The sequence below is a fragment of the Sphingomonas sp. ABOLG genome, assembly GCF_003950435.1.
Lineage (GTDB): Bacteria > Pseudomonadota > Alphaproteobacteria > Sphingomonadales > Sphingomonadaceae > Sphingomonas > Sphingomonas panaciterrae.
In genome coordinates this window covers 203,733-222,502 of sequence record NZ_QQWW01000002.1, presented here as the reverse complement: position 1 = coordinate 222,502, position 18,770 = coordinate 203,733, and the positions used below count along the sequence as shown (strand labels likewise).

Sequence of the window (18,770 nt, the reverse complement as noted above, 5' to 3'; positions counted from 1 at the left end):
ACGCCCACTGGCGCGATGCCGCATGGCGGGACCAGCTATCGGGCGCCCGCCTGCGGCTCCCGCCGCTAGCGACCGACGCCGCGCCCTCAAATCGCCGCGCCGGCTCAGGACGGTTCGTCAGCCCCGTAGAACAGCTTCCCGATCTCGATCTCGGGCCGCCCCTGCGACACGCGATGCGCATTGGTGTCGCGCAGCGAATAGACGCAGCCGCAATATTCCTGCTGGTAGAAATGCTCGCGTTTGGAAATCTCGATCATCCGCGCCGCGCCGCCGCCCTTGCGCCAGTTGAACGTCCAATAGCTGAGGTCGGGATAATGCGATGCTGCGCGCTCGCCGCAATCGTTGATCTGCGCCATGTTCTTCCAGCGCGAAATGCCCAGCGACGAGGTGATGACGGGGAAGCCATTCTCATGCGCATATAGCGCGGTCCGCTCGAACCGCATGTCGAAGCACATGGTGCAACGGATGCCCCGCTCAGGCTCCTGCTCCATGCCCTTGGCGCGCTTGAACCAGTTCACCGTGTCGTAATCGGCATCGACGAACGGCACGTCATGCTTCTCCGCGAAGCGGATATTCTCCTCCTTGCGCAGGAGGTACTCTTCCTTGGGATGGATGTTCGGGTTGTAGAAAAAGATCGTGTAATCGATCCCGCTCGCCGTCATCGCTTCCATAACCTCGCCGGAACACGGCGCGCAGCAGCTGTGCAGCAGCACTTTCTTGTGGCCCTCAGGCGGGGTCAGCAGGGGGCGTTCGATCTCGGTCATGGCGCGACGATATACGGGAAGTCGCGCCGGAGGGCAAAAGCGCGATCTTCGCAAAGTTCGCAGCACCAGCAGCACGCGTCCGCCGATCTTCGCCCTTTAGGCGCGGCGCGTGGGTTGCGTCTTTGCGGATAATGCACAAATGAAGGGACCGTGATCGTACGACGCGACGCGCACGCCCGGGTTAGAGCCTCGTTCCTGTGCGCCGAGCAACGCCAGGTAGAGATTCGCCCATGAACAAAGCATTCCGCAAACAGCTTCCCGGCACGCCCCCCGGCACCAGTGTCGATTTCTTCGACACGCGCGAAGCGATCGAGGCGATCCGCCCCGGTGCCTATGACGGTCTGCCCTATGTCTCGCGCGTCCTCGCCGAGCAGCTGGTGCGCCGCTGCGATCCCGCCTTGCTCACCGATGCGCTGACCCAGATCGTGGAGCGCAAGCGCGATCTCGATTTCCCCTGGTATCCCGCCCGCGTCGTCTGCCACGACATTCTCGGCCAGACCGCGCTCGTCGACCTCGCCGGCCTGCGTGATGCGATCGCCGACAAAGGCGGTGATCCGGCCAAGGTGAACCCGGTCGTCCCGACCCAACTGATCGTCGATCACAGCCTCGCGGTGGAGCATGGCGGCTTCGATCCCCAGGCGTTCGAGAAGAACCGCGCGATCGAGGATCGCCGCAACGAGGACCGCTTCCACTTCATCGAATGGACCAAGGAGGCGTTCCAGAACGTCGACGTGATCCCCGCCGGCAACGGCATCATGCACCAGATCAATCTGGAAAAGATGTCGCCGGTGATCCAGCTGCGCGACGGCGTCGCCTTCCCCGACACCTGCGTCGGCACCGACAGCCACACGCCGCACGTCGATGCGCTTGGCGTCATCGCCATCGGCGTCGGCGGGCTCGAGGCCGAAACCGTGATGCTCGGCCGCGCGTCGATGATGCGCCTCCCCGACATCGTCGGTGTGAAGCTCACCGGCAAGCGCCAGCCCGGCATCACCGCGACCGACATCGTCCTCGCCATCACCGAATTCCTCCGCAAGGAGCGGGTCGTCGGCGCGTGGCTCGAATTCTTCGGCGACGGCGCGGAAAGCCTGACGATCGGCGATCGCGCGACCATCTCCAACATGTGCCCGGAATATGGCGCCACTGCCTCGATGTTCTACATCGATCAGCAGACGATCGACTATCTCCTCCTCACCGGGCGTGAGCCGGAGCAGGTGAAGCTGGTCGAAACCTACGCCAAGCACACGGGCCTGTGGGCCGACGCGCTGAAGACCGCGCAGTATGAGCGCGTGCTCGAATTCGACCTGTCGACCGTGGTGCGCAACCTCGCCGGCCCGTCCAACCCGCACCGCCGCCTGCCCACCTCCGCGCTGGAGGAAAGCGGCATCGCCGTCGGGCTTGAGGCTGCGCAGGAAGAGGAACGCCAGGGGCTGCTCCCGGACGGCGCGGTCATCATCGCCGCGATCACCAGCTGCACCAACACGTCGAACCCGCGCAACGTCGTAGCCGCCGGCCTCGTCGCGAAGAAGGCCAACGACCTCGGCCTCATGCGCAAGCCCTGGGTGAAGACCAGCTTCGCCCCCGGGTCGATCGTCGCGCGCCTCTATCTGGAGGAGGCCGGCCTCCTGCCAGAGCTCGAGAAGCTCGGCTTCGGCATCGTCGGCTTCGCCTGCACCACCTGCAACGGCATGTCGGGCGCGCTCGATCCGAAGATCCAGCAGGAGATCATCGATCGCGATCTGTATGCCACCGCGGTCCTCTCGGGTAACCGCAACTTCGACGGCCGCATCCATCCTTATGCCAAGCAGGCGTTCCTCGCCTCGCCGCCGCTGGTGGTTGCCTATGCGCTCGCCGGCACCGTCCGCTTCGATATCGAGCAGGACGTGCTCGGCGTCGTCGACGGCAAGGAAATCCGCCTCAAGGATCTGTGGCCGACCGACGAGGAAATCGACGCGATCGTTTCCGCGCACGTGAAGCCGGAGCAGTTCCGCAAGGTCTATGAGCCGATGTTCGGCGCCCGCGCCCGCTCGGCGGAAAAGATCAGCCCGCTTTACGACTGGCGCCCGATGTCGACCTACATCCGCCGCCCGCCTTACTGGGATACCGAGGGTGTCGGCGCGCTCGCTGCACACCCGCGCACGCTGAAGGGGATGCGTCCGCTCGCCATCCTCCCGGACAACATCACCACCGACCACCTCTCGCCCTCGAACGCGATCCTGCCCTCGTCAGCGGCGGGCGAGTATCTGGCGAAGATGGGCGTGCCGGAGGAGGACTTTAACTCCTACGCCACCCACCGTGGCGATCACCTCACCGCCATGCGCGCTACCTTCGCCAACCCGCAGCTCGTCAACGAGATGGCGGTGGTCGACGGCCAGGTGAAGCGCGGCAGCCTCGCCCGTGTCGAGCCCGACGGTGTCGTCATGCGCATGTGGGAGGCGATGGAAACCTACCACCAGCGCAAGCAGCCGCTGATCATCATCGCCGGCGCCGATTACGGCCAGGGCTCGTCGCGCGACTGGGCGGCGAAGGGCGTCCGTCTCGCCGGTGTGGAGGCGATCGTCGCCGAAGGCTTCGAGCGAATCCACCGCACCAACCTCATCGGCATGGGCGTGCTGCCGTGCGAGTTCAAACCGGGCACCACGCGACTGACGCTCGGCCTCGACGGCACCGAAACCTATGATGTCGTCGGTGAGCGTCGTCCGGGTGCCGAGCTGACGCTGGTCATCCACCGAAAGAACGGCGAGACGATCGAGGTGCCCGTCACCTGCCGCCTCGACACGGCGGAGGAAGTCTCGATCTACGAGGCCGGCGGCGTGCTGCAGCGCTTCGCGCAGGATTTCCTCGCCTCGGAAGCGGAGGCCGCTTGATGGCGGGCCAGGTCCGCATCCCCGCCACCTATATGCGTGGCGGCACCAGCAAGGGCGTGTTCTTCCGGCTGGAGGATCTGCCCGAGGCCGCCCGAGTTCCGGGGCCCGCCCGTGACAAGCTGTTCCAGCGCGTCATCGGCAGCCCCGATCCCTATGGCGCGCAGATCGACGGCATGGGCGGCGCGACGTCCAGCACCAGCAAATGCGTCATCGTCTCGCCCAGCAGCCAGCCGGATCACGACGTCGACTATCTTTACGGTCAGGTGTCGATCGACACCGACTTCGTCGACTGGTCGGGCAATTGCGGCAACCTCTCCACCGGCGCAGGCGCCTTTGCGATCCACGCCGGCTATGTCGATGCGAACCGCGCCGAAAACGGCATGTGCACGGTCCGTATCTGGCAGGCGAACATCAACAAGACGATCATCGCCCACGTACCGGTTGCCAATGGGGAAGTGCAGGAAACCGGCGATTTCGAGCTCGACGGGGTCACCTTCCCGGCGGCCGAGATCGTGCTCGAATTCATCGACCCCGCCGATGACGGCGACGAAGGCGGCTCGATGTTCCCCACTGGCAACCTCGTCGACGAACTCGACGTGCCGGAGGAAATCGTGCCCGGCGGCAAGCTCAAGGCGACGATGATCACCGCCGGCATCCCAACGATCTTCGTGCAAGCCGCCGACATCGGCTTCACCGGGACCGAGCTGCGCGAGACGATCAACAGCAATCCCGACACGCTGCGCCGGTTCGAGACGCTGCGCACGATCGGCGCGCTCAAGATGGGCCTCATCAAGTCGCCCGAGGAAGCCGCCAAGCGGCAGCACACGCCAAAGATCGCCTTTGTCGCGCCGCCGACCGACTATCCCTCCTCCAGCGGCAAGATCGTGAAGGGCGAGGATATCGACCTCCTCGTCCGCGCGCTATCGATGGGCAAGCTGCACCATGCGATGATGGGCACCGCCTCGGTCGCCATCGCCACCGCGGCCGCCGTGCCGGGAACGCTCGTCAACCAGGCGGCCGGCGGCGGTGAGCACCAGGCGGTCCGCTTCGGCCACCCTTCCGGCACCTTGCGCGTCGGCGCGGAGGCGAAGCTGGTCGACGGCCAGTGGACCGTGACGAAGGCAATCATGAGCCGAAGTGCGCGCATCCTCATGGAGGGCCATGTGCGCGTGCCGGAAGGCAGTTTCTGACACCCGCCCCGTCTCATGTCGCACGGCGTCCGTCGATGCCGGCGACCGGAACGGTAGCGCTTGTAACACGCCCGCCGCAGGGCGACCGAACAAGAAGAAAGAGGACCGAAAGAGCATGACCGACACCGCCACCGCTCCCACCTTCAAGCCGAAGAAGTCCGTGGCCCTGTCCGGCGTCACCGCCGGCAACACCGCCCTGTGCACCGTCGGACGCACCGGCAACGACCTGCATTATCGCGGCTATGACATCCTCGATTTCGCCGAGACGGCGGAGTTCGAGGAAATCGCCCACCTCCTCGTCCACGGCTGGCTGCCCAATGCGGCCGAGCTCAAGGCGTACAAGGCGAAGCTGAAGGCGCTGCGCGGCCTGCCGCTCGCCGTGAAGGAGGCGCTCGCCGCCCTCCCCGCCGCCGCTCACCCGATGGACGTGATGCGCACCGGCGTCTCGGCGCTCGGCTGCGCGCTGCCGGAGAAGGACGATCACAACGCACCGGGCGCGCGCGACATCGCCGACCGGCTGATGGCCAGCCTCGGCTCGATGCTGCTCTATTGGTATCACCTGTCGAACAACGGCGTGGAGATCGAGGTCGAGACCGACGATGAATCGATCGGCGGCCACTTCCTCCACCTGCTTCACGGCGAGAAGCCGTCCGAGAGCTGGGTGCAGGCGATGCACACCTCGCTGATCCTCTATGCCGAGCATGAGTTCAACGCCTCGACCTTCACCAGCCGCGTGATCGCCGGCACCGGGTCGGACATGCATTCGTGCATCACCGGCGCGATCGGCGCGCTGCGCGGTCCCAAGCACGGCGGTGCCAACGAAGTCGCCTTCGAGATCCAGAAGCGCTACCAGAACCCGGACGAGGCAGAGGCTGACATCCGCAAGCGGATGGAAGCCAAGGAAGTCATCATCGGCTTCGGCCACCCCGTCTATACGATCAGCGATCCGCGCAACGTCGTCATCAAGCGCGTCGCCAAGAAGCTGTCGGACGAGGCCGGCTCGACCAAGATGTACGACATCGCCGATCGCCTCGAGGCGGTGATGATGGAAGTGAAGAAGATGTTCCCGAACCTCGATTGGTTCTCGGCCGTCTCCTATCACATGATGGGCGTCCCCACCGCGATGTTCACCCCGCTGTTCGTCATCGCCCGTACGAGCGGCTGGGCGGCGCACGTCATCGAGCAGCGCGAAGACAACAAGATCATCCGCCCGTCGGCCAATTACACCGGCCCGGAAGATCTCCAGTGGGTGCCGCTGGCCGAGCGCAAGTAAGCGCCCGCTGACGAAGTGAGAGGATCGGAGGCGCGGCCAGCGTCAGAAATGGTCGCGCCAAGCTGCAAAAGCGCGAAAGCGTACCCAAATCAGACATTGAATAAACAAGGACGACCAATGCCTTACCTCCTCGCCTCCGACCTCCCCACCGAATCCGCCGGCAAGCGCTTCCGCGCCGGCCTTGAGCGTCCCGGCATCTTCCAGCTGCCCGGCGCGCACAACGGCCAGGCCGCGATCCAGGCGCGCAACGCCGGCTTCGACGGCCTGTACCTCTCGGGCGCGGCGATGACCGCCTCGATGGGCCTGCCCGATCTCGGCATCATCACCGTCGATGAAGTCGCCTTCTTCATCCGCCAGATCGTCCGTTCGTCGGGCCTGCCGCTGCTCGTCGATGGCGACACCGGCTATGGCGAAGCGCTCAACGTCATGCACATGGTCCGCACCTTCGAGGATGCCGGCGCCGGCGCTGTCCACCTCGAGGACCAGATCCTGCCGAAGAAGTGCGGCCACCTGAACGGCAAGAACCTCGTCTCGGCGATGGACATGGCGACCAAGGTTGCCGCCGCGAAGAAGGCCGCACGCGACATCGTCATCGTCGCCCGCACCGACGCCGCCGGCGTTGAGGGCTTCGACGCCGCCGTCGAGCGCGCCAAGATGTATGTCGACGCCGGCGCCGACGCAATCTTCCCCGAGGCGCTCAACACCCGCGAGATGTTCGAGAAGTTCGCCAAGGCGATGCCGAACGTGCCGCTGCTCGCCAACATGACCGAATTCGGCAAGACGCCCTTCTACACCGCGAAGGAATTCGAGGAGATGGGCTACAAGATGGTGATCTGGCCGGTTTCCAGCTTGCGCGTCGCCAACAAGGCGCAGGCAGAGCTCTACGCCTCGATCAAGGAACATGGCGGCACGCACAAGTACGTCGACCGGATGCAGACCCGTCAGGAGCTGTACGACACGATCGGCCTGCACGATTTCGAGGAACTCGACGCCAGCATCATCAAGACGGTGGTGCCGGTGATGCCGCAGGAGGGCTGATCCCTCTCGTCCACCCGGCTGGCCACGCGCCGGCCGGGCAGACACCTGCCTTTTCGCAACATCCGCAAGGCGCTAAGCTCCCCATCCGGTAACGCTGGCTCCCCGCCGGCCGCTGGATGCGAAAGGTGCAAAGGCGCACATGCGGAAGACCTTCATGGGCGTGCGGCTGCGGCGGCTGCGCGAGGAACGTCGGCTGAAGCAGGTCGAGCTCGCCCATGCGCTGGGGATCTCGACCAGCTACCTCAATCAGATCGAGCAGAACCAGCGCCCGCTCACCATGCCGGTGCTGCTGAAGATCAACGCCGTCTTCGGCATCGACGTGCAGCTTTTCTCGGAGGATGAGGAAGCGCGCCTCATCACCGAACTGCGCGACAGCCTCGCCGAGGCGCCCGAGCCGATCTCGCTCGCCGAAATCCGCGAACTCGCCACCAACATGCCTGCGGTCGCACGGACCCTGATCGGGCTCCAGCGCCGCCACCGCGAGATGATCGAACGGACCGAGGCGATGGCCGATCAGCTCGGCAACCAATGGCTTGCCGGCGGCTCGGCACGGATGCCCTTCGAACAGGTGCGCGAATTCTTCCACGCGCATAACAACCATATCGAACCGCTCGACCAGGCGGCCGAGCGCCTCTATCGCGAGGCCGGCTTCGCCCCGCGCATGGTTCATTCCGGGCTGATCGAGCGGCTCCAGCGGCTGCACGACATCCGCGTCGTCCATGCCCAGCCCGGCTCGGTGCAGCGCCGCTACGATCCCGACACCCGCATCCTCCACATTTCACCCGACCTGCGGGCCGGGCAGCAGGCGTTCCAAATGGCGACCCAGTTGGCCTTCCTTGAGGTCGGCGACCTCATCGACGATCTCGCCAGCAGCCCCGTCCTCACCGGCAGCGAGGCACGCCGCCTCGCGCGGATCGGCCTCGCCAATTACTTCGCCGGCGCGCTGCTCCTCCCCTATGCCGATTTCCTGGCCACCGCGGAGGCGCAGTCCTATGATATCGAGCGGCTGGGCCGCCATTTCGGCGTCGGGTTTGAGACGATCTGCCACCGTCTTTCGACGCTCCAGCGTCCCGAGGCGCGCGGCGTCCCCTTCTTCTTCATCCGCGTCGATCGCGCGGGCAACATCTCCAAGCGGCAGTCGGCGACCGACTTCCACTTCTCGCGCGTCGGCGGCAGCTGCCCCTTGTGGAAAGTGTATGAGGCGTTCGCCCAGCCCGGCCGCGTGCTGCGTCAGGTCGCGCAAATGCCCGATGGCCGCACGTACCTGTGGGTCGCGCGCACCGTCCGCCGCACCGCCGGCGCCTTTGGCGAACCGGGCAAGACCTTCGCCATCGCGCTCGGCTGCGACATCCGCCACGCGCATCGGCTGGTCTATTCGCGCGGTTTCGACCTCAGCGATCCGTCCGCCGCCACCCCGATCGGCGTCGCGTGCAAGGTGTGCGAGCGCACCGCCTGCCCGCAGCGCGCCTTCCCGATGATCGGCCGCGCAGTCGCCGCGGACGAGAACCGCGCCACGCTGACCCCCTATCCGGTGGCGCTTCCGGGCAGCGCCGACCCGCGCTAGCCCCGCATCGCCTCCAACGCGTCGGACAGATTGCCACCATGACGTGCCAGCAACGCCGCTGCGTCCGCCGCGGTCGCGCCGCGCGCGATCAGCACCGCGCGCCGTACATCGTCCCCGCCAGCGGCGAGTGAATCGCGCGCCGCTTCCGCCCCAACCCCGGCGATCGTCATGATCATCCGCTCCGCCCGGGCGCGCAGCTTGGCGTTGGACACGCGCATGTTGACCATCAACCCGGCATGGACCAGCCCGCGGCGCACCATGATCGTGGTCGAGAACATGTTGAGCGCCGCCTTCTGCGCCGTGCCCGCCTTCATTCGCGTCGACCCGGCGACAATCTCGCTTCCCGTATCCGCCAGGATGGCATGTTCTGCGGCGGTCAGCAGCGGCGCACCGGCATTGTTGGCGATCCCGACGGTCATCGCGCCCGCTGCCCGCGCGGCCTCGATCACCGCCAGCGTGTAGGGCGTGCGCCCGCTCGCCGCGACGCCGATCACCACGTCCTCGCGCGTCAGCGAGGCGGCGGCGACGGCGTCACGCGCCTCCTGGGGATCATCCTCCGCCCCTTCGGCGCTCTCGATCAGCGCGCGCGTGCCACCCGCCATCAGGAACAGCAGCCGCTCGCGCGGCCAGTTGTAGGTCGGGTACAGCTCCACCCCGTCCTGAACGGCCACCCGGCCCGACGTGCCCGCCCCCGCATAGATCAGCCGCCCGTGATCGCCGAGCCGCCGGGCGGCCGCATCGGCCGCGGCTGCGATCGCCGCCACCTGGTTCTTCAGCGCGGCAATCGCGGCCAACTGCCCCTCCAGCATCGCCTCGACGGCGCTCGACGCGGGCCAGCGGTCGATCGCGGTGTAACGGGGATCGGCGGTTTCGGTACTCACGATTGACGCTCCTCCGCCCAGACACCGGCAAAGCCCGCCAGCCGCAACGCCCCGTGCAATGCATCTCCCTTCGGCTCGCTCAGTCTGGCGGACGTGCGCTCGCGCAGCCACGGACGAAGATGCGGGGCAAGCCCGCCGAGCAGCGCGCAGGCGGGCGCGCCACGCGCAAAGATCGTGTCGATGAAACACTCCACATGCCCCACCGCATCGGTCACGATCAACCGCGCAATCGCATCGTCCCGCTCGGCATAGTCGATCACGATCGGCGCCAGCGCGGCGTAATCTGCCGGCCCCGCCTGATCCATCCAGGCGATCGCGCGCGGGATCGCTTCGTCGAAGCGCGCGGTGATCGCACGGGTCAGCGGCGTACGCTCGCTGCGCCCGTCCAGCGCGCGCAACGCATGGCGCATCGCCGACAGGCCCAGCGCCGCGCCGCTCCCCTCGTCTGAAATCGGAAAGCCATATCCGCCGATCGAGGAATCCTCCCCACCGACGCGAAGCTGAGCGATGCTGCCAGTGCCCAGGATCAGCGTCGCGCCGTCTCCCCCGTCATGCGCACCGATATTCGCGATTACCGCGTCGGACGTCCAGGCGACCTGGCCCAGGCCAAGCGGCATCGCCTGGAGCGCGGCCTCGCTGCCCGATCGGGATATCCCCGCGATGCCGACCCCAGCCGCCACATCGGCGCGCGCCTCGCCGGTCAGTCCCGCCGCCGCCATCGCCTGGTCGATGACCTCTTCAAGCGCGGCGCGCACCGCCTCCATGCCAAGGCGCGTGCTGGCCGGGCCGCTGTGACCCGTGCCGACCACCCGCCCGGTCGGATCCACCAACCGCGCGCGGCAATGACTGCCGCCCGCATCGATGCCGAGATACCATTTTACCATGGCGGGCAATGTGTCTCTCCCGGGGCACGAGGGCCCATTCCCTTTGACCCCGCCGGTATAACCGCCAGTGATGCAGCCCGCCTATCGGGCGTGTCGCGGGATTGACGCGAGCGCCGTCGCGTAGAACGATCCCGCCATGACGCATATCGCCGCCGCTGCGGCGCCCGACCAAGCCGACATCACCCGCGCGCCCGTCAACCGGCGCGGCATGGCGTTGTACGGGCTGCTGGGCTTTGCCGCTGGCCTGCCCTTCTACATGTTCTCCACCGTGCTCGCGCTGCGCTTGCAGGCGCATGGCGTGGCGCTGGCGGTGATCGGCTTCTTCGCCTGGGTGCAGCTTCTGCCGACGCTGAAGTTTGTCTGGGCGCCGCTGCTCGATCGCTATGCCGTACCCGGCTTCTCGCGCTTCTATGGCAAGCGGCGCGGCTGGCTGATGCTGGCGCAGCTCGGCATTTTCGCCTCGATGCTCGGCATGGCGCTGACCGCCGGCGACGGCAGCCTGGCGGTCACCGCCCTGTTCGCGGTGCTGCTCGCCTTCTGGACCACCACACTCGAAATCGCCGCCGACGCCTGGCGTATCGAGCTGTTTCCATCGCAGGACGAACAGGGGCCGATCGTCGCCGCCAACCTGTGGGGCTATCGCAGCGCGATGGTCGCGGCCGGAAGCGGCGCGCTGCTGCTCGCGGACTGGAGCGGCTGGACGCTCGCCTATCTCGCCATCGCGCTCGCCGCTTTCCTGCCCTTCCCTGTGCTCGCCGCGATGCGGGGCGCGGATGATCGCGACGTGGAGCGGGTCACCTCGCTCGCAACCGGCATCCTGGCGAGCGTTATCATCCTGGCGCTGACCACCGTGGCCACCATGGCGGTCGGCTGGGTGATCCTGCGCGCCGCGGAAGGGGCAGGCATCGACGCCGGCTCCAACGTCACCCCCTGGGTGCTCGGCCTGTGCATGTTGCCCTTCCTCGCGATGGCGGCGGCGCTCCCGCGCATCCGCCGCGCGCCGCCCACCTCTGCCTTGCGTCGCTCGGTCGCGCTCGGCCCGTTTGTCAACTTCTTCTGGCGCTTCGGCTTTGGCGCGCTGGTGCTGATGGCGTTCGTCTCGCTCTACCGAATGGGCGACGTCCTCGCGCTCAACCTGTCAAAGCCGATGATCAAGGATCTGGGCTATTCGCTCACCCAGATCGGCCGCGCGGACAGCCTCGTCGCACTGCTTTCCAGCATCGTCGGCGTCGGCCTCGCCGGCTGGCTTGTCACCCGCTGGAGCATGACATGGGCGCTGGCGGTCGGCGCGCTGCTCGCGGGCATCGGCAACTTCGCCTTCGTATGGCTGGCGCAGCAACCGGTGGATGAGGTGCTGCTCTACGTCGCGACCGGCCTTGACCAGTTCGGCAACGGCTTCGCAGGCACCGTCTTCGTCGTGTACCTGTCGCTGCTGGTCAATCCGCGCTTCGCCGGCGCGCAATATGCCTTTCTCACCGGCTTCGCCTTCATGCTCCCGCGCCTCCTCGCCGGCGCTGGCGGCACGATCGTCGGCGCGATCGGCTATGACAATTTCTTCCTTCTCTCGGGCGCGCTCAGCGTGGTGACCATCGTGTTCCTCCCCGCGCTCGCCCGCATCCATTCCCGTCCGGACGATGACGCATGATCGATACCGTTGTTGAACAAGCCTTCCGCCCAGCCGCCAAGGCCGTGGCTTCAGGGCGGATCCCCGGCGCGGCGCTGGGGCTGGTCACGGCAAGCGGCGAACGCGCTGTCCGCCTGACGGGCGCTGCGCAAAAGGTGCCGGTGGAACAGGCGCTGACCCGCGACCATTGGTTCGATCTCGCCTCGCTGACGAAGGTGATCGCCACCACCAGCTTCATCCTGCGCCTCGCCGACGAAGGGCGGATCGACCTCGATCGCCCGTTGACCGACGCGATCCCGGACCTGCGGCAATATGACGTCGCCGGCGCGCCCGAACGGCGGCTCACCTTCCGCGACTGTCTCGTCCACCGCACCTTCCTGCCCGCGGTGGAGCCGATCTACACGTACGGCGATGATCCCGCCCGCCTGCGCGCCTTCGTGCTTCAGCGCGAATGGCGCCACGGCCCGCCGGTCTATTCCGACATCAATTTCATCCTGCTGGGCATCGCGCTTGAGCGGCTGACCGGCGCCGGGATCGACGCCCTCCCGATCGGCAACGGCCTCAGCTGGGGCCCACCGCCGGGCCCTGCCGTGGCGACCGAATATTGCCAGTGGCGCGGGCGCGTCCTCGTCGGCGAGGTGCATGACGAGAATTGCTCCGCCATGGGCGGCACGATCGGCCACGCCGGCCTGTTCGGCACGATCGACGGCGTGCTCGACTTCGCGCAAGGGCTGCTCGACGGCACCGGCGCCAGCCCCGCGATGCTCGACGCGATCAGGACGCCGGTGGAGGGACATCGCACGGCGGGCTGGGAAATCCGCTTCCCCGGCTGGTCGGGCGGGCAATCCTGTTCGCCCGGTACGATCGGCCACACCGGCTTTACGGGCACCGGCCTGTGGGTCGATTTCGATCGCGGCCTCGCCTGGACCTTGCTCACCAACCGCGTCCACCCGACGCGCCACTTCGACAGCGGCATCTTCACGCTTCGCCCCGAGACGGGTGAGGCGCTGATCGACGCCTTCGACGCCGCCTGATCCCGGGTCGGATCCGGCCGGGGCTTACCGCCCCGACCACCCGATCAGTTCGCTTCCGCCACCGCCACCAGCGCCGCGTCGATCGCCTTGGTCGCGCTGACATCGCCCGGCATGTCATTGGCATAGGCCGCAAAGGTGAACGTGCGCCCGCTCGCCGTGGTCATGTAACCGGCCAGCGCGTTGGACGCGTTCAGCGTCCCCGTCTTGGCGAACAGCCGCCCGGCGAGCAGCGTCCCCTTGAAGCGGTTGGACAAGGTGCCATCGACCCCCGCCACCGGGAAGGTCTCGCGCCACGCCGGGCCCCATTTCTGCGTCGCGCCCCAGCGCAGCAGGGTCACCGTCCCGCGCGGCGTCACGCGATTGTAGTTCGACATGCCCGACCCGTCGGCAAAGTCATATTGCCATTGCGACAGCCCCGCCTGGTCGAGCACCCGGCGAACCGCGCGCTGCCCGTCCGCCACCGATCCGCTGCCCTCCACCGCGCCGACGCGCCGCAGCAGCAATTCGGTGTGAAGGTTCTGGCTCACCTTGTTGGTGTGGATCAAATCCTCGTTCAGCGGCGGCGGCGACAGCTTGGCCAGTACCTGCGGCTGCGGCGCGCGTGCCGCCGGCGCGGTGCCGCGAACGTCGGGATCATCGCCCGGCATCAACGGGCGGTGCCGCACCGCCACGTCGCCGGTCACCGTCACGCCCTGCTCGCGGAGTAGCCCGGACAGCAGCCACGCCGCGCGATGCGCTGGATCGTCCAGCCCCACCCGCATTTCGTATGGCGCCGTCCCGGCCGGGATCGTTCCGGTCAGCCGCAGCAGGTCACTGCCCGGCTGGCGTGTCGCGCTGATCGACCTTTTGCCCCCGGCCGGCACCGTGATCACCCGGTTGTCGATCGCGAAATATCCGTCGCCGGCCACGACTGCCGATCCGCCGACCGCACCCGGCGCGACCGACAGCGCCACTTCATTGTCATCGATGGTCAGCGCGGAAACGGCGGTGCCATATTTCCCGACCATGTTGTTCCAGCTCATCCCCGCCGGCCAACGCTCGTCGGGAAACGCGGTGTCGTCACCGATCACATGGCGCACCCGCCGCGTCTTCTGCGCCACGGCGGCCGCCAGATCCTTCAGGCAATCGCGCGTGCAATCCGCCGCGCTCGACAGCCGCGCATCACCCGCGCCGCTGAGGATCACGTCGCCATCCTCCAGCCGGACGCTCGCGCCCGCCGCCTCGTCGGCGCCGCTCGTCTCCAGCAAGGCAAAGGCCGCCGCCGTCGTGTACAGCTTGGTATTGGACGCCGGGACAAATCGCTCGTCCGGCCGGATCGCGACCACCTCGCGCCCTTCCTCGTCGACCACCAGCAACCCTAGCCGCGTCCCCTGTGCCGCCTGCGCGATCGCACTGGCGACCGGCGCCTCAACGGGGGGCGCAGCAGCCGCAGGACTGTGGGCGATCGCCAGCAACGGCAGCAGGACGAGCATCATTCGGCGTCAATCTCCTCTTTCAGTACCGCCAGGAACTCGCTCGCCAGCGCCGAGGGTGGCCGGTCGAGCAAGTGGATCGCATGGAGGTCGAACGTCAGCGACGGGCGCAGCGGCCGCATCGCCAAGCCGGGGCACATCCATGCTTCGGCGGTGAAGCTGTCGACCACGGTCACCCCCACGCCCGCACGCACCAGACCGGCGGCGATATAGAAGGTCCGCGCCGCGACCACCTCGGTCAGTTCCAGTCCCAGCCGGTCGAGCTCGTCGGTCAGCAGCGTCCCGATCGGGCCACTTCCGGCCAGCGAGATGAACGGGCGGTCGGTGAGCTCGGACAACTCCACCCGCGCCGGCGCGTCCGGCATGTCGGCCTCGCGATACAGCACGACCAGTTCGCCCTCGCCCAGCCAGGTGGTGTTCAGCGCCGCGCCGCGCGGCGGCTCGCTCGCGATCGCGATGTCCGCCTCGCGCTCGTACAATTTGCGCAGCAGATCGTCGTGATGGACGGTCTGCAGGTCGAAATGGACCTTGGGGTGCTTCTGCAGGAAGCGCGATACCGCCATCGGCAGCACGCCCAGCGCCAGGCTCGGCAGCGCGGAGATGCGCAGCCGCCCGCCACCACCGCTGCGCATGTTGCGCCCCGCCTCGCGCAGCGCACGGACGCGCTCCTGGATCTCGGCGACGTCGGCAAACAGGTTGCGCGCGTCCTCGGTCGGGACCAGACGCCCGCCGGTGCGCTGGAACAGGTCGAAGCCGAGCAGCGTCTCGGCGTGGCGCAGCGTCTTGGAGACGGACGGCTGCGACACGTTGAGCGCACGCGCGGCGGCGGAGACAGAGCCGTTGACGTACACGGCATGGAAGATTTCGATATGGCGCAGGTTCACCGGCAAGGTCCTACCGCTGATGCCATCACTCTACCACCCGCCCCCTGAACCTGGCTTCGTCCAGCGCCCCTTCGGCCTTCGCCACCAGCGTCGCGACGGTCAAATTGGCGGAGGCTGACGGCACGGTGCGCGTCATGTCGAGCAGCCGGTCGAACGGCAGCACCAGTCCGACGACCAGCGCGGTCTGCTCGGGCGATACGCCCACCGCCGACAGCATCGCCGCCAGCATGAACAGCGAGGCGGAGGGCACCGGCGCCGTGCCAAACGCCGCCAGCGCCCCCGTCGCCAGCATCACCACCAGCATCTGCGCATCGGGAATGATGCCCAGCGCCTGAAGCGCGAACTGACCCAGCAGCCCGACGTACATCGCCGTCCCGTCCTTGCCGATCGCCGCACCCAGCGGCAGCACCGTTGAGGCGACGGGCCGCGCAACGCCCAGATTGTCGTGCGCCACGCGCAGCGCCACAGGCAGCGTTGCGGAGGAGGATGCCGTCGAGAATGCGATCGCCAGCGCATCGACGATGCCGCGGAAGAACCGCACCACCGGCAATCGCGCGACCAGCGCGATCAGCCCCGCATGCACCACCAGCATCTGCGCCAGCGAGGCGACGATGACGCACAGCGCCAGCCAGCCAACATTGACGAACACCGCCGCGCCGTTGGCCGCCACCGCATTGGCGATCAGCGCGAAGACACCGAACGGCGTCACTTCCATCACGATCCGCACGATATGCATCAGCACCGCGGCCAGACCCTGAAGCAAGGCGACGACCGGCTTGCCCGCCTCCCCCGCCAGCACGCTGCCGATCCCCAGCAGGATGGCGGTGAAGATGATCGCCAGCATGTCGCCGCGGGCCAGCGCCTCGATGATGTTGGCCGGCACGATCGACAGCAACTGGTCGCTTGGCGACACCGCCGCGCCCAGTACGTGCGGCGCGACACCCGCCAGCGCGATCCCCTCGCCCGGCTGGACCAGCAGGCCGACCGCCATGCCCAGCGACACCGCGATCAGCGTCGTCAGCGCGAACAGCCCGATCGTGCGCCCGCCGATCGGCCCCAGCCGGCGCGGGTCGCCCAGGCCGGCAATGCCCGCGGCGATGGTGATCAGCACCACCGGCACGACCAGCATCTTGATCAGCCGGACGAACAGGTCGCCGACGATCTTCACCGCCGGCGCCGCGTCGGGCCAGAACATGCCGAGCAGCGCGCCGAGCACCAGCCCGGCCACCACCCGCTTCCACAAAGTTATCGCGAACCATCCACGCAGGATGGTCACGCGGGCGTTCCCCAGAAACCGGGCGCCGGCGGCTGCATCCAGCCGGCCTCGTCACGCACCCCGCCTTCGCGATCAGCGGCCAGCCACAAGGGCCCGTCCAGATCGACGAACGACGCGCGCTCCGCGACCAGCATCGCAGGCGCAATGCCCAGCGACGACGACACCATGCACCCCACCATCAGGCCAAACCCCATCCCCAGCGCCGCATCGGCGAGCGCCAGCGCTTCGGTCAGACCGCCCGTCTTGTCGAGCTTGATGTTGACGTAATCATAGCGGCCACGCAGCCGCGGCAGGTCCGCACGGGTATGCAGCGCCTCGTCGGCGCAGATCGGGATCCGGCTGCCCAGCCCTTCCAGCCCGGCGTCATCATCCGCCGGAACCGGCTGTTCGAGCAGGTCGACACGGTGCGCCAGCAACATGTCCTGCCATCGCGCGACATCCTCGACACGCCAGCTTTCATTGGGGTCGACGATCAGCCGCGGCAGCGGCGCCACTGCGCGCACGGCGGCCAGCTGCGCCTCCGCTTCCTCGCGGTTCAGCTTCACCTTCAGCAGCGGCACCGACGTGTGGCGCTGCGCCACCGCCGCCATCGCCTCGGGCGTGTCGATCCCGATGGTGATCGCGGAGGCCAGCGCCTCGGGCGCCCGGCATCCCGCCAGCGCCGCGACGCTCGTACCCGCGCGCTTCGCTTCAAGGTCCCACAATGCGCAATCGATCGCATTGCGCGCCGCCCCCGCCGGCATCGCCGCGGCGAGTTCCTCGCGGGAGGCGCCTGCCTCCACCAGCGCGCGCATCCCGGCAATCGCCACCAGCGATCTGTCGACCGTCTCGCCATAGCGCGGATAGGGAACACCCTCGCCGCGCCCGACCAGCTCGCCCTCGCGCACCGTGACGGTCACCACATCGGCGACCGTCTTCACCCCCCGCGAGATGCGGAACGGGGTGTGCAGCGCAAAGCCGTCGTGGCGGGCGTCAAGCGTTCGGCGCATCGGTCGCCAGCAGATGATCGATGATCGGGTCGGCACCAAAGCGGAACGGGTCGGTGCACGGCAGGCCATGCGCCTCGCTCGTCGCCGCCAGCAGGTCGCGCGCCTCGCCCTCGCCCAGCTTGGCGGTGTTCAGCGCGATCCCGACGAAGCGCACCGCCGGGCTGGTCAGCCGCGCGACGCGCAGGTTCGCGTCGATGCACTCGGCAAGGTCGACCAGCGGATAATGCGGCAGGCCGCGCATGTGCGGGCGGGTCGGATCGTGGCACATCACCAGCGCCTGCGGCTGCGCACCATGCAGCAGCCCGGTCGAGACGCCGGCGAACGCCGGGTGGAACAGCGAACCCTGCCCCTCGATCAGGTCCCAGCCATCGTCGCTGCGCGCCGGCGACAGGTCCTCGATCGCGCCCGCAATGAAATCGGCCACCACCGCGTCGAGCGGCACGCCGTCGCCGGCGATCAGGATGCCGGTCTGCCCGGTCGCCCGGAAATCGGCGGCGATCCCGCGCGCGCGCAGCGCATCGCGCAGGCACAAGGTGGTGTACATCTTGCCGACCGAACAATCGGTACCGACGGTCAGCAGCCGCTTGCCCGCCCGCTTCTTGCCGTTGCCGACCGGAAGGTCCGGCCGAGGATCGCGGATGTCGAACAGCTGCACGCCAGCGGCCTTGGCCGCCTCCACCAGCCGGGGCTCATCCTTCAGCCGCTGGTGAAGCCCGCAGGCCAGGTTCATCCCCGCCGCGATTGCGGCCAGCGCATCGGCCATCATCCACTCGGGGAAGCGTCCGCCCGCATTGGCGATGCCCAGCACCAGCGTGCGAGCGCCCGCCGCCGCCCCGGCCGCCGCGTCCATGCGCGGCAGGTCGAAACTGAACGGGCAATCGTCATGCCGCCACTCGCCGACGCAATCCTCGCGTCGGAACGTGGCGAGGCCGCGCGAGGTTTTCAGGCCGAATTCGTCGTCCGAATGGCCCAGGTACAGCAGATATGGTGCCGGAATGGTCATAGCGCAGGACGATAGATGCCGCTGACG

The 18,770-nt window shown here is 67.9% G+C and carries 15 protein-coding genes; 7 read left to right on the top strand and 8 right to left on the bottom strand.

Features of this window, described 5'->3' with window-relative positions:
• Positions 1-104 precede the first annotated feature (104 nt).
• A complete protein-coding gene (locus CA236_RS03055) occupies positions 105-764 on the bottom strand; it encodes an epoxyqueuosine reductase QueH (RefSeq protein ID WP_125944483.1) in 660 nt (219 codons plus the stop codon).
• Between the two features lie 230 nt (positions 765-994).
• Between CA236_RS03055 and acnD the strand changes: the two genes are divergently transcribed.
• The 5 genes from acnD (at position 995) to CA236_RS03030 (ending at position 8,696) form a co-directional block, all read left to right on the top strand.
• On the top strand, positions 995-3,631 hold the full coding sequence (gene acnD / locus CA236_RS03050) for a Fe/S-dependent 2-methylisocitrate dehydratase AcnD (protein ID WP_125944482.1): 2,637 nt from the start codon (positions 995-997) through the stop codon (positions 3,629-3,631).
• On the top strand, positions 3,631-4,821 hold the full coding sequence (gene prpF, locus CA236_RS03045; protein ID WP_125944481.1) for a 2-methylaconitate cis-trans isomerase PrpF: 1,191 nt from the start codon (positions 3,631-3,633) through the stop codon (positions 4,819-4,821). Before acnD ends, prpF begins: the two co-directional genes overlap by 1 nt.
• A 115-nt stretch (positions 4,822-4,936) precedes the next feature.
• Positions 4,937-6,094, top strand: coding sequence for a 2-methylcitrate synthase (prpC, locus tag CA236_RS03040; protein ID WP_046410180.1), 1,158 nt, complete (start codon positions 4,937-4,939; stop codon positions 6,092-6,094).
• Between the two features lie 117 nt (positions 6,095-6,211).
• Positions 6,212-7,132 carry a methylisocitrate lyase gene (gene prpB, locus CA236_RS03035; RefSeq protein WP_046410178.1) on the top strand — a complete coding sequence of 307 codons (921 nt, stop codon included), beginning with the start codon at positions 6,212-6,214 and terminating at the stop codon, positions 7,130-7,132.
• 139 nt (positions 7,133-7,271) lie between these two features.
• The gene (locus CA236_RS03030) at positions 7,272-8,696 is read left to right on the top strand and encodes a short-chain fatty acyl-CoA regulator family protein (protein WP_125944480.1); all 1,425 of its coding nucleotides are present in this window, start codon (positions 7,272-7,274) and stop codon (positions 8,694-8,696) included.
• On the opposite strand, the gene CA236_RS03025 is transcribed toward CA236_RS03030, so the two are convergent.
• Together CA236_RS03025 and CA236_RS03020 are read right to left on the bottom strand one after the other, a co-directional pair.
• Positions 8,693-9,577 carry an N-acetylmuramic acid 6-phosphate etherase gene (locus CA236_RS03025; RefSeq protein WP_206430496.1) on the bottom strand — a complete coding sequence of 295 codons (885 nt, stop codon included), beginning with the start codon at positions 9,575-9,577 and terminating at the stop codon, positions 8,693-8,695. The two genes, CA236_RS03030 and CA236_RS03025, sit on opposite strands and share 4 nt — an antisense overlap.
• Positions 9,574-10,461 carry a BadF/BadG/BcrA/BcrD ATPase family protein gene (locus CA236_RS03020; protein WP_125944594.1) on the bottom strand — a complete coding sequence of 296 codons (888 nt, stop codon included), beginning with the start codon at positions 10,459-10,461 and terminating at the stop codon, positions 9,574-9,576. Before CA236_RS03020 ends, CA236_RS03025 begins: the two co-directional genes overlap by 4 nt.
• Before the next feature lie 136 nt (positions 10,462-10,597).
• On the opposite strand from CA236_RS03020, the gene CA236_RS03015 reads away from it, so the two are divergent.
• Together CA236_RS03015 and CA236_RS03010 are read left to right on the top strand one after the other, a co-directional pair.
• Positions 10,598-12,106, top strand: a complete 1,509-nt coding sequence (locus CA236_RS03015) for a permease (RefSeq protein ID WP_231621975.1) — start codon at positions 10,598-10,600, stop codon at positions 12,104-12,106.
• Complete coding sequence (locus tag CA236_RS03010) at positions 12,103-13,119, top strand: serine hydrolase domain-containing protein (protein ID WP_125944479.1); 1,017 nt, start codon at positions 12,103-12,105, stop codon at positions 13,117-13,119. Before CA236_RS03015 ends, CA236_RS03010 begins: the two co-directional genes overlap by 4 nt.
• A 44-nt stretch (positions 13,120-13,163) precedes the next feature.
• On the opposite strand, the gene dacB is transcribed toward CA236_RS03010, so the two are convergent.
• Genes dacB through dgcN form a run of 5 tightly spaced genes read right to left on the bottom strand, consistent with a single transcriptional unit; the run spans position 13,164 to position 18,743 of the window.
• Complete coding sequence (gene dacB / locus CA236_RS03005; protein ID WP_346962759.1) at positions 13,164-14,594, bottom strand: D-alanyl-D-alanine carboxypeptidase/D-alanyl-D-alanine-endopeptidase; 1,431 nt, start codon at positions 14,592-14,594, stop codon at positions 13,164-13,166.
• Complete coding sequence (locus tag CA236_RS03000) at positions 14,591-15,475, bottom strand: LysR substrate-binding domain-containing protein (protein WP_046410172.1); 885 nt, start codon at positions 15,473-15,475, stop codon at positions 14,591-14,593. Before CA236_RS03000 ends, dacB begins: the two co-directional genes overlap by 4 nt.
• Positions 15,476-15,500: 25 nt before the next feature.
• Positions 15,501-16,751, bottom strand: coding sequence for a dicarboxylate/amino acid:cation symporter (locus CA236_RS02995; RefSeq protein ID WP_125944478.1), 1,251 nt, complete (start codon positions 16,749-16,751; stop codon positions 15,501-15,503).
• Complete coding sequence (dgcA, locus tag CA236_RS02990; protein WP_125944477.1) at positions 16,748-17,740, bottom strand: N-acetyl-D-Glu racemase DgcA; 993 nt, start codon at positions 17,738-17,740, stop codon at positions 16,748-16,750. Before dgcA ends, CA236_RS02995 begins: the two co-directional genes overlap by 4 nt.
• Positions 17,724-18,743: an N-acetyltransferase DgcN gene (gene dgcN / locus CA236_RS02985; RefSeq protein ID WP_125944476.1), complete on the bottom strand. Its 1,020-nt coding sequence runs from the start codon at positions 18,741-18,743 to the stop codon at positions 17,724-17,726. Before dgcN ends, dgcA begins: the two co-directional genes overlap by 17 nt.
• Between the last annotated feature and the right edge of the window lie 27 nt (positions 18,744-18,770).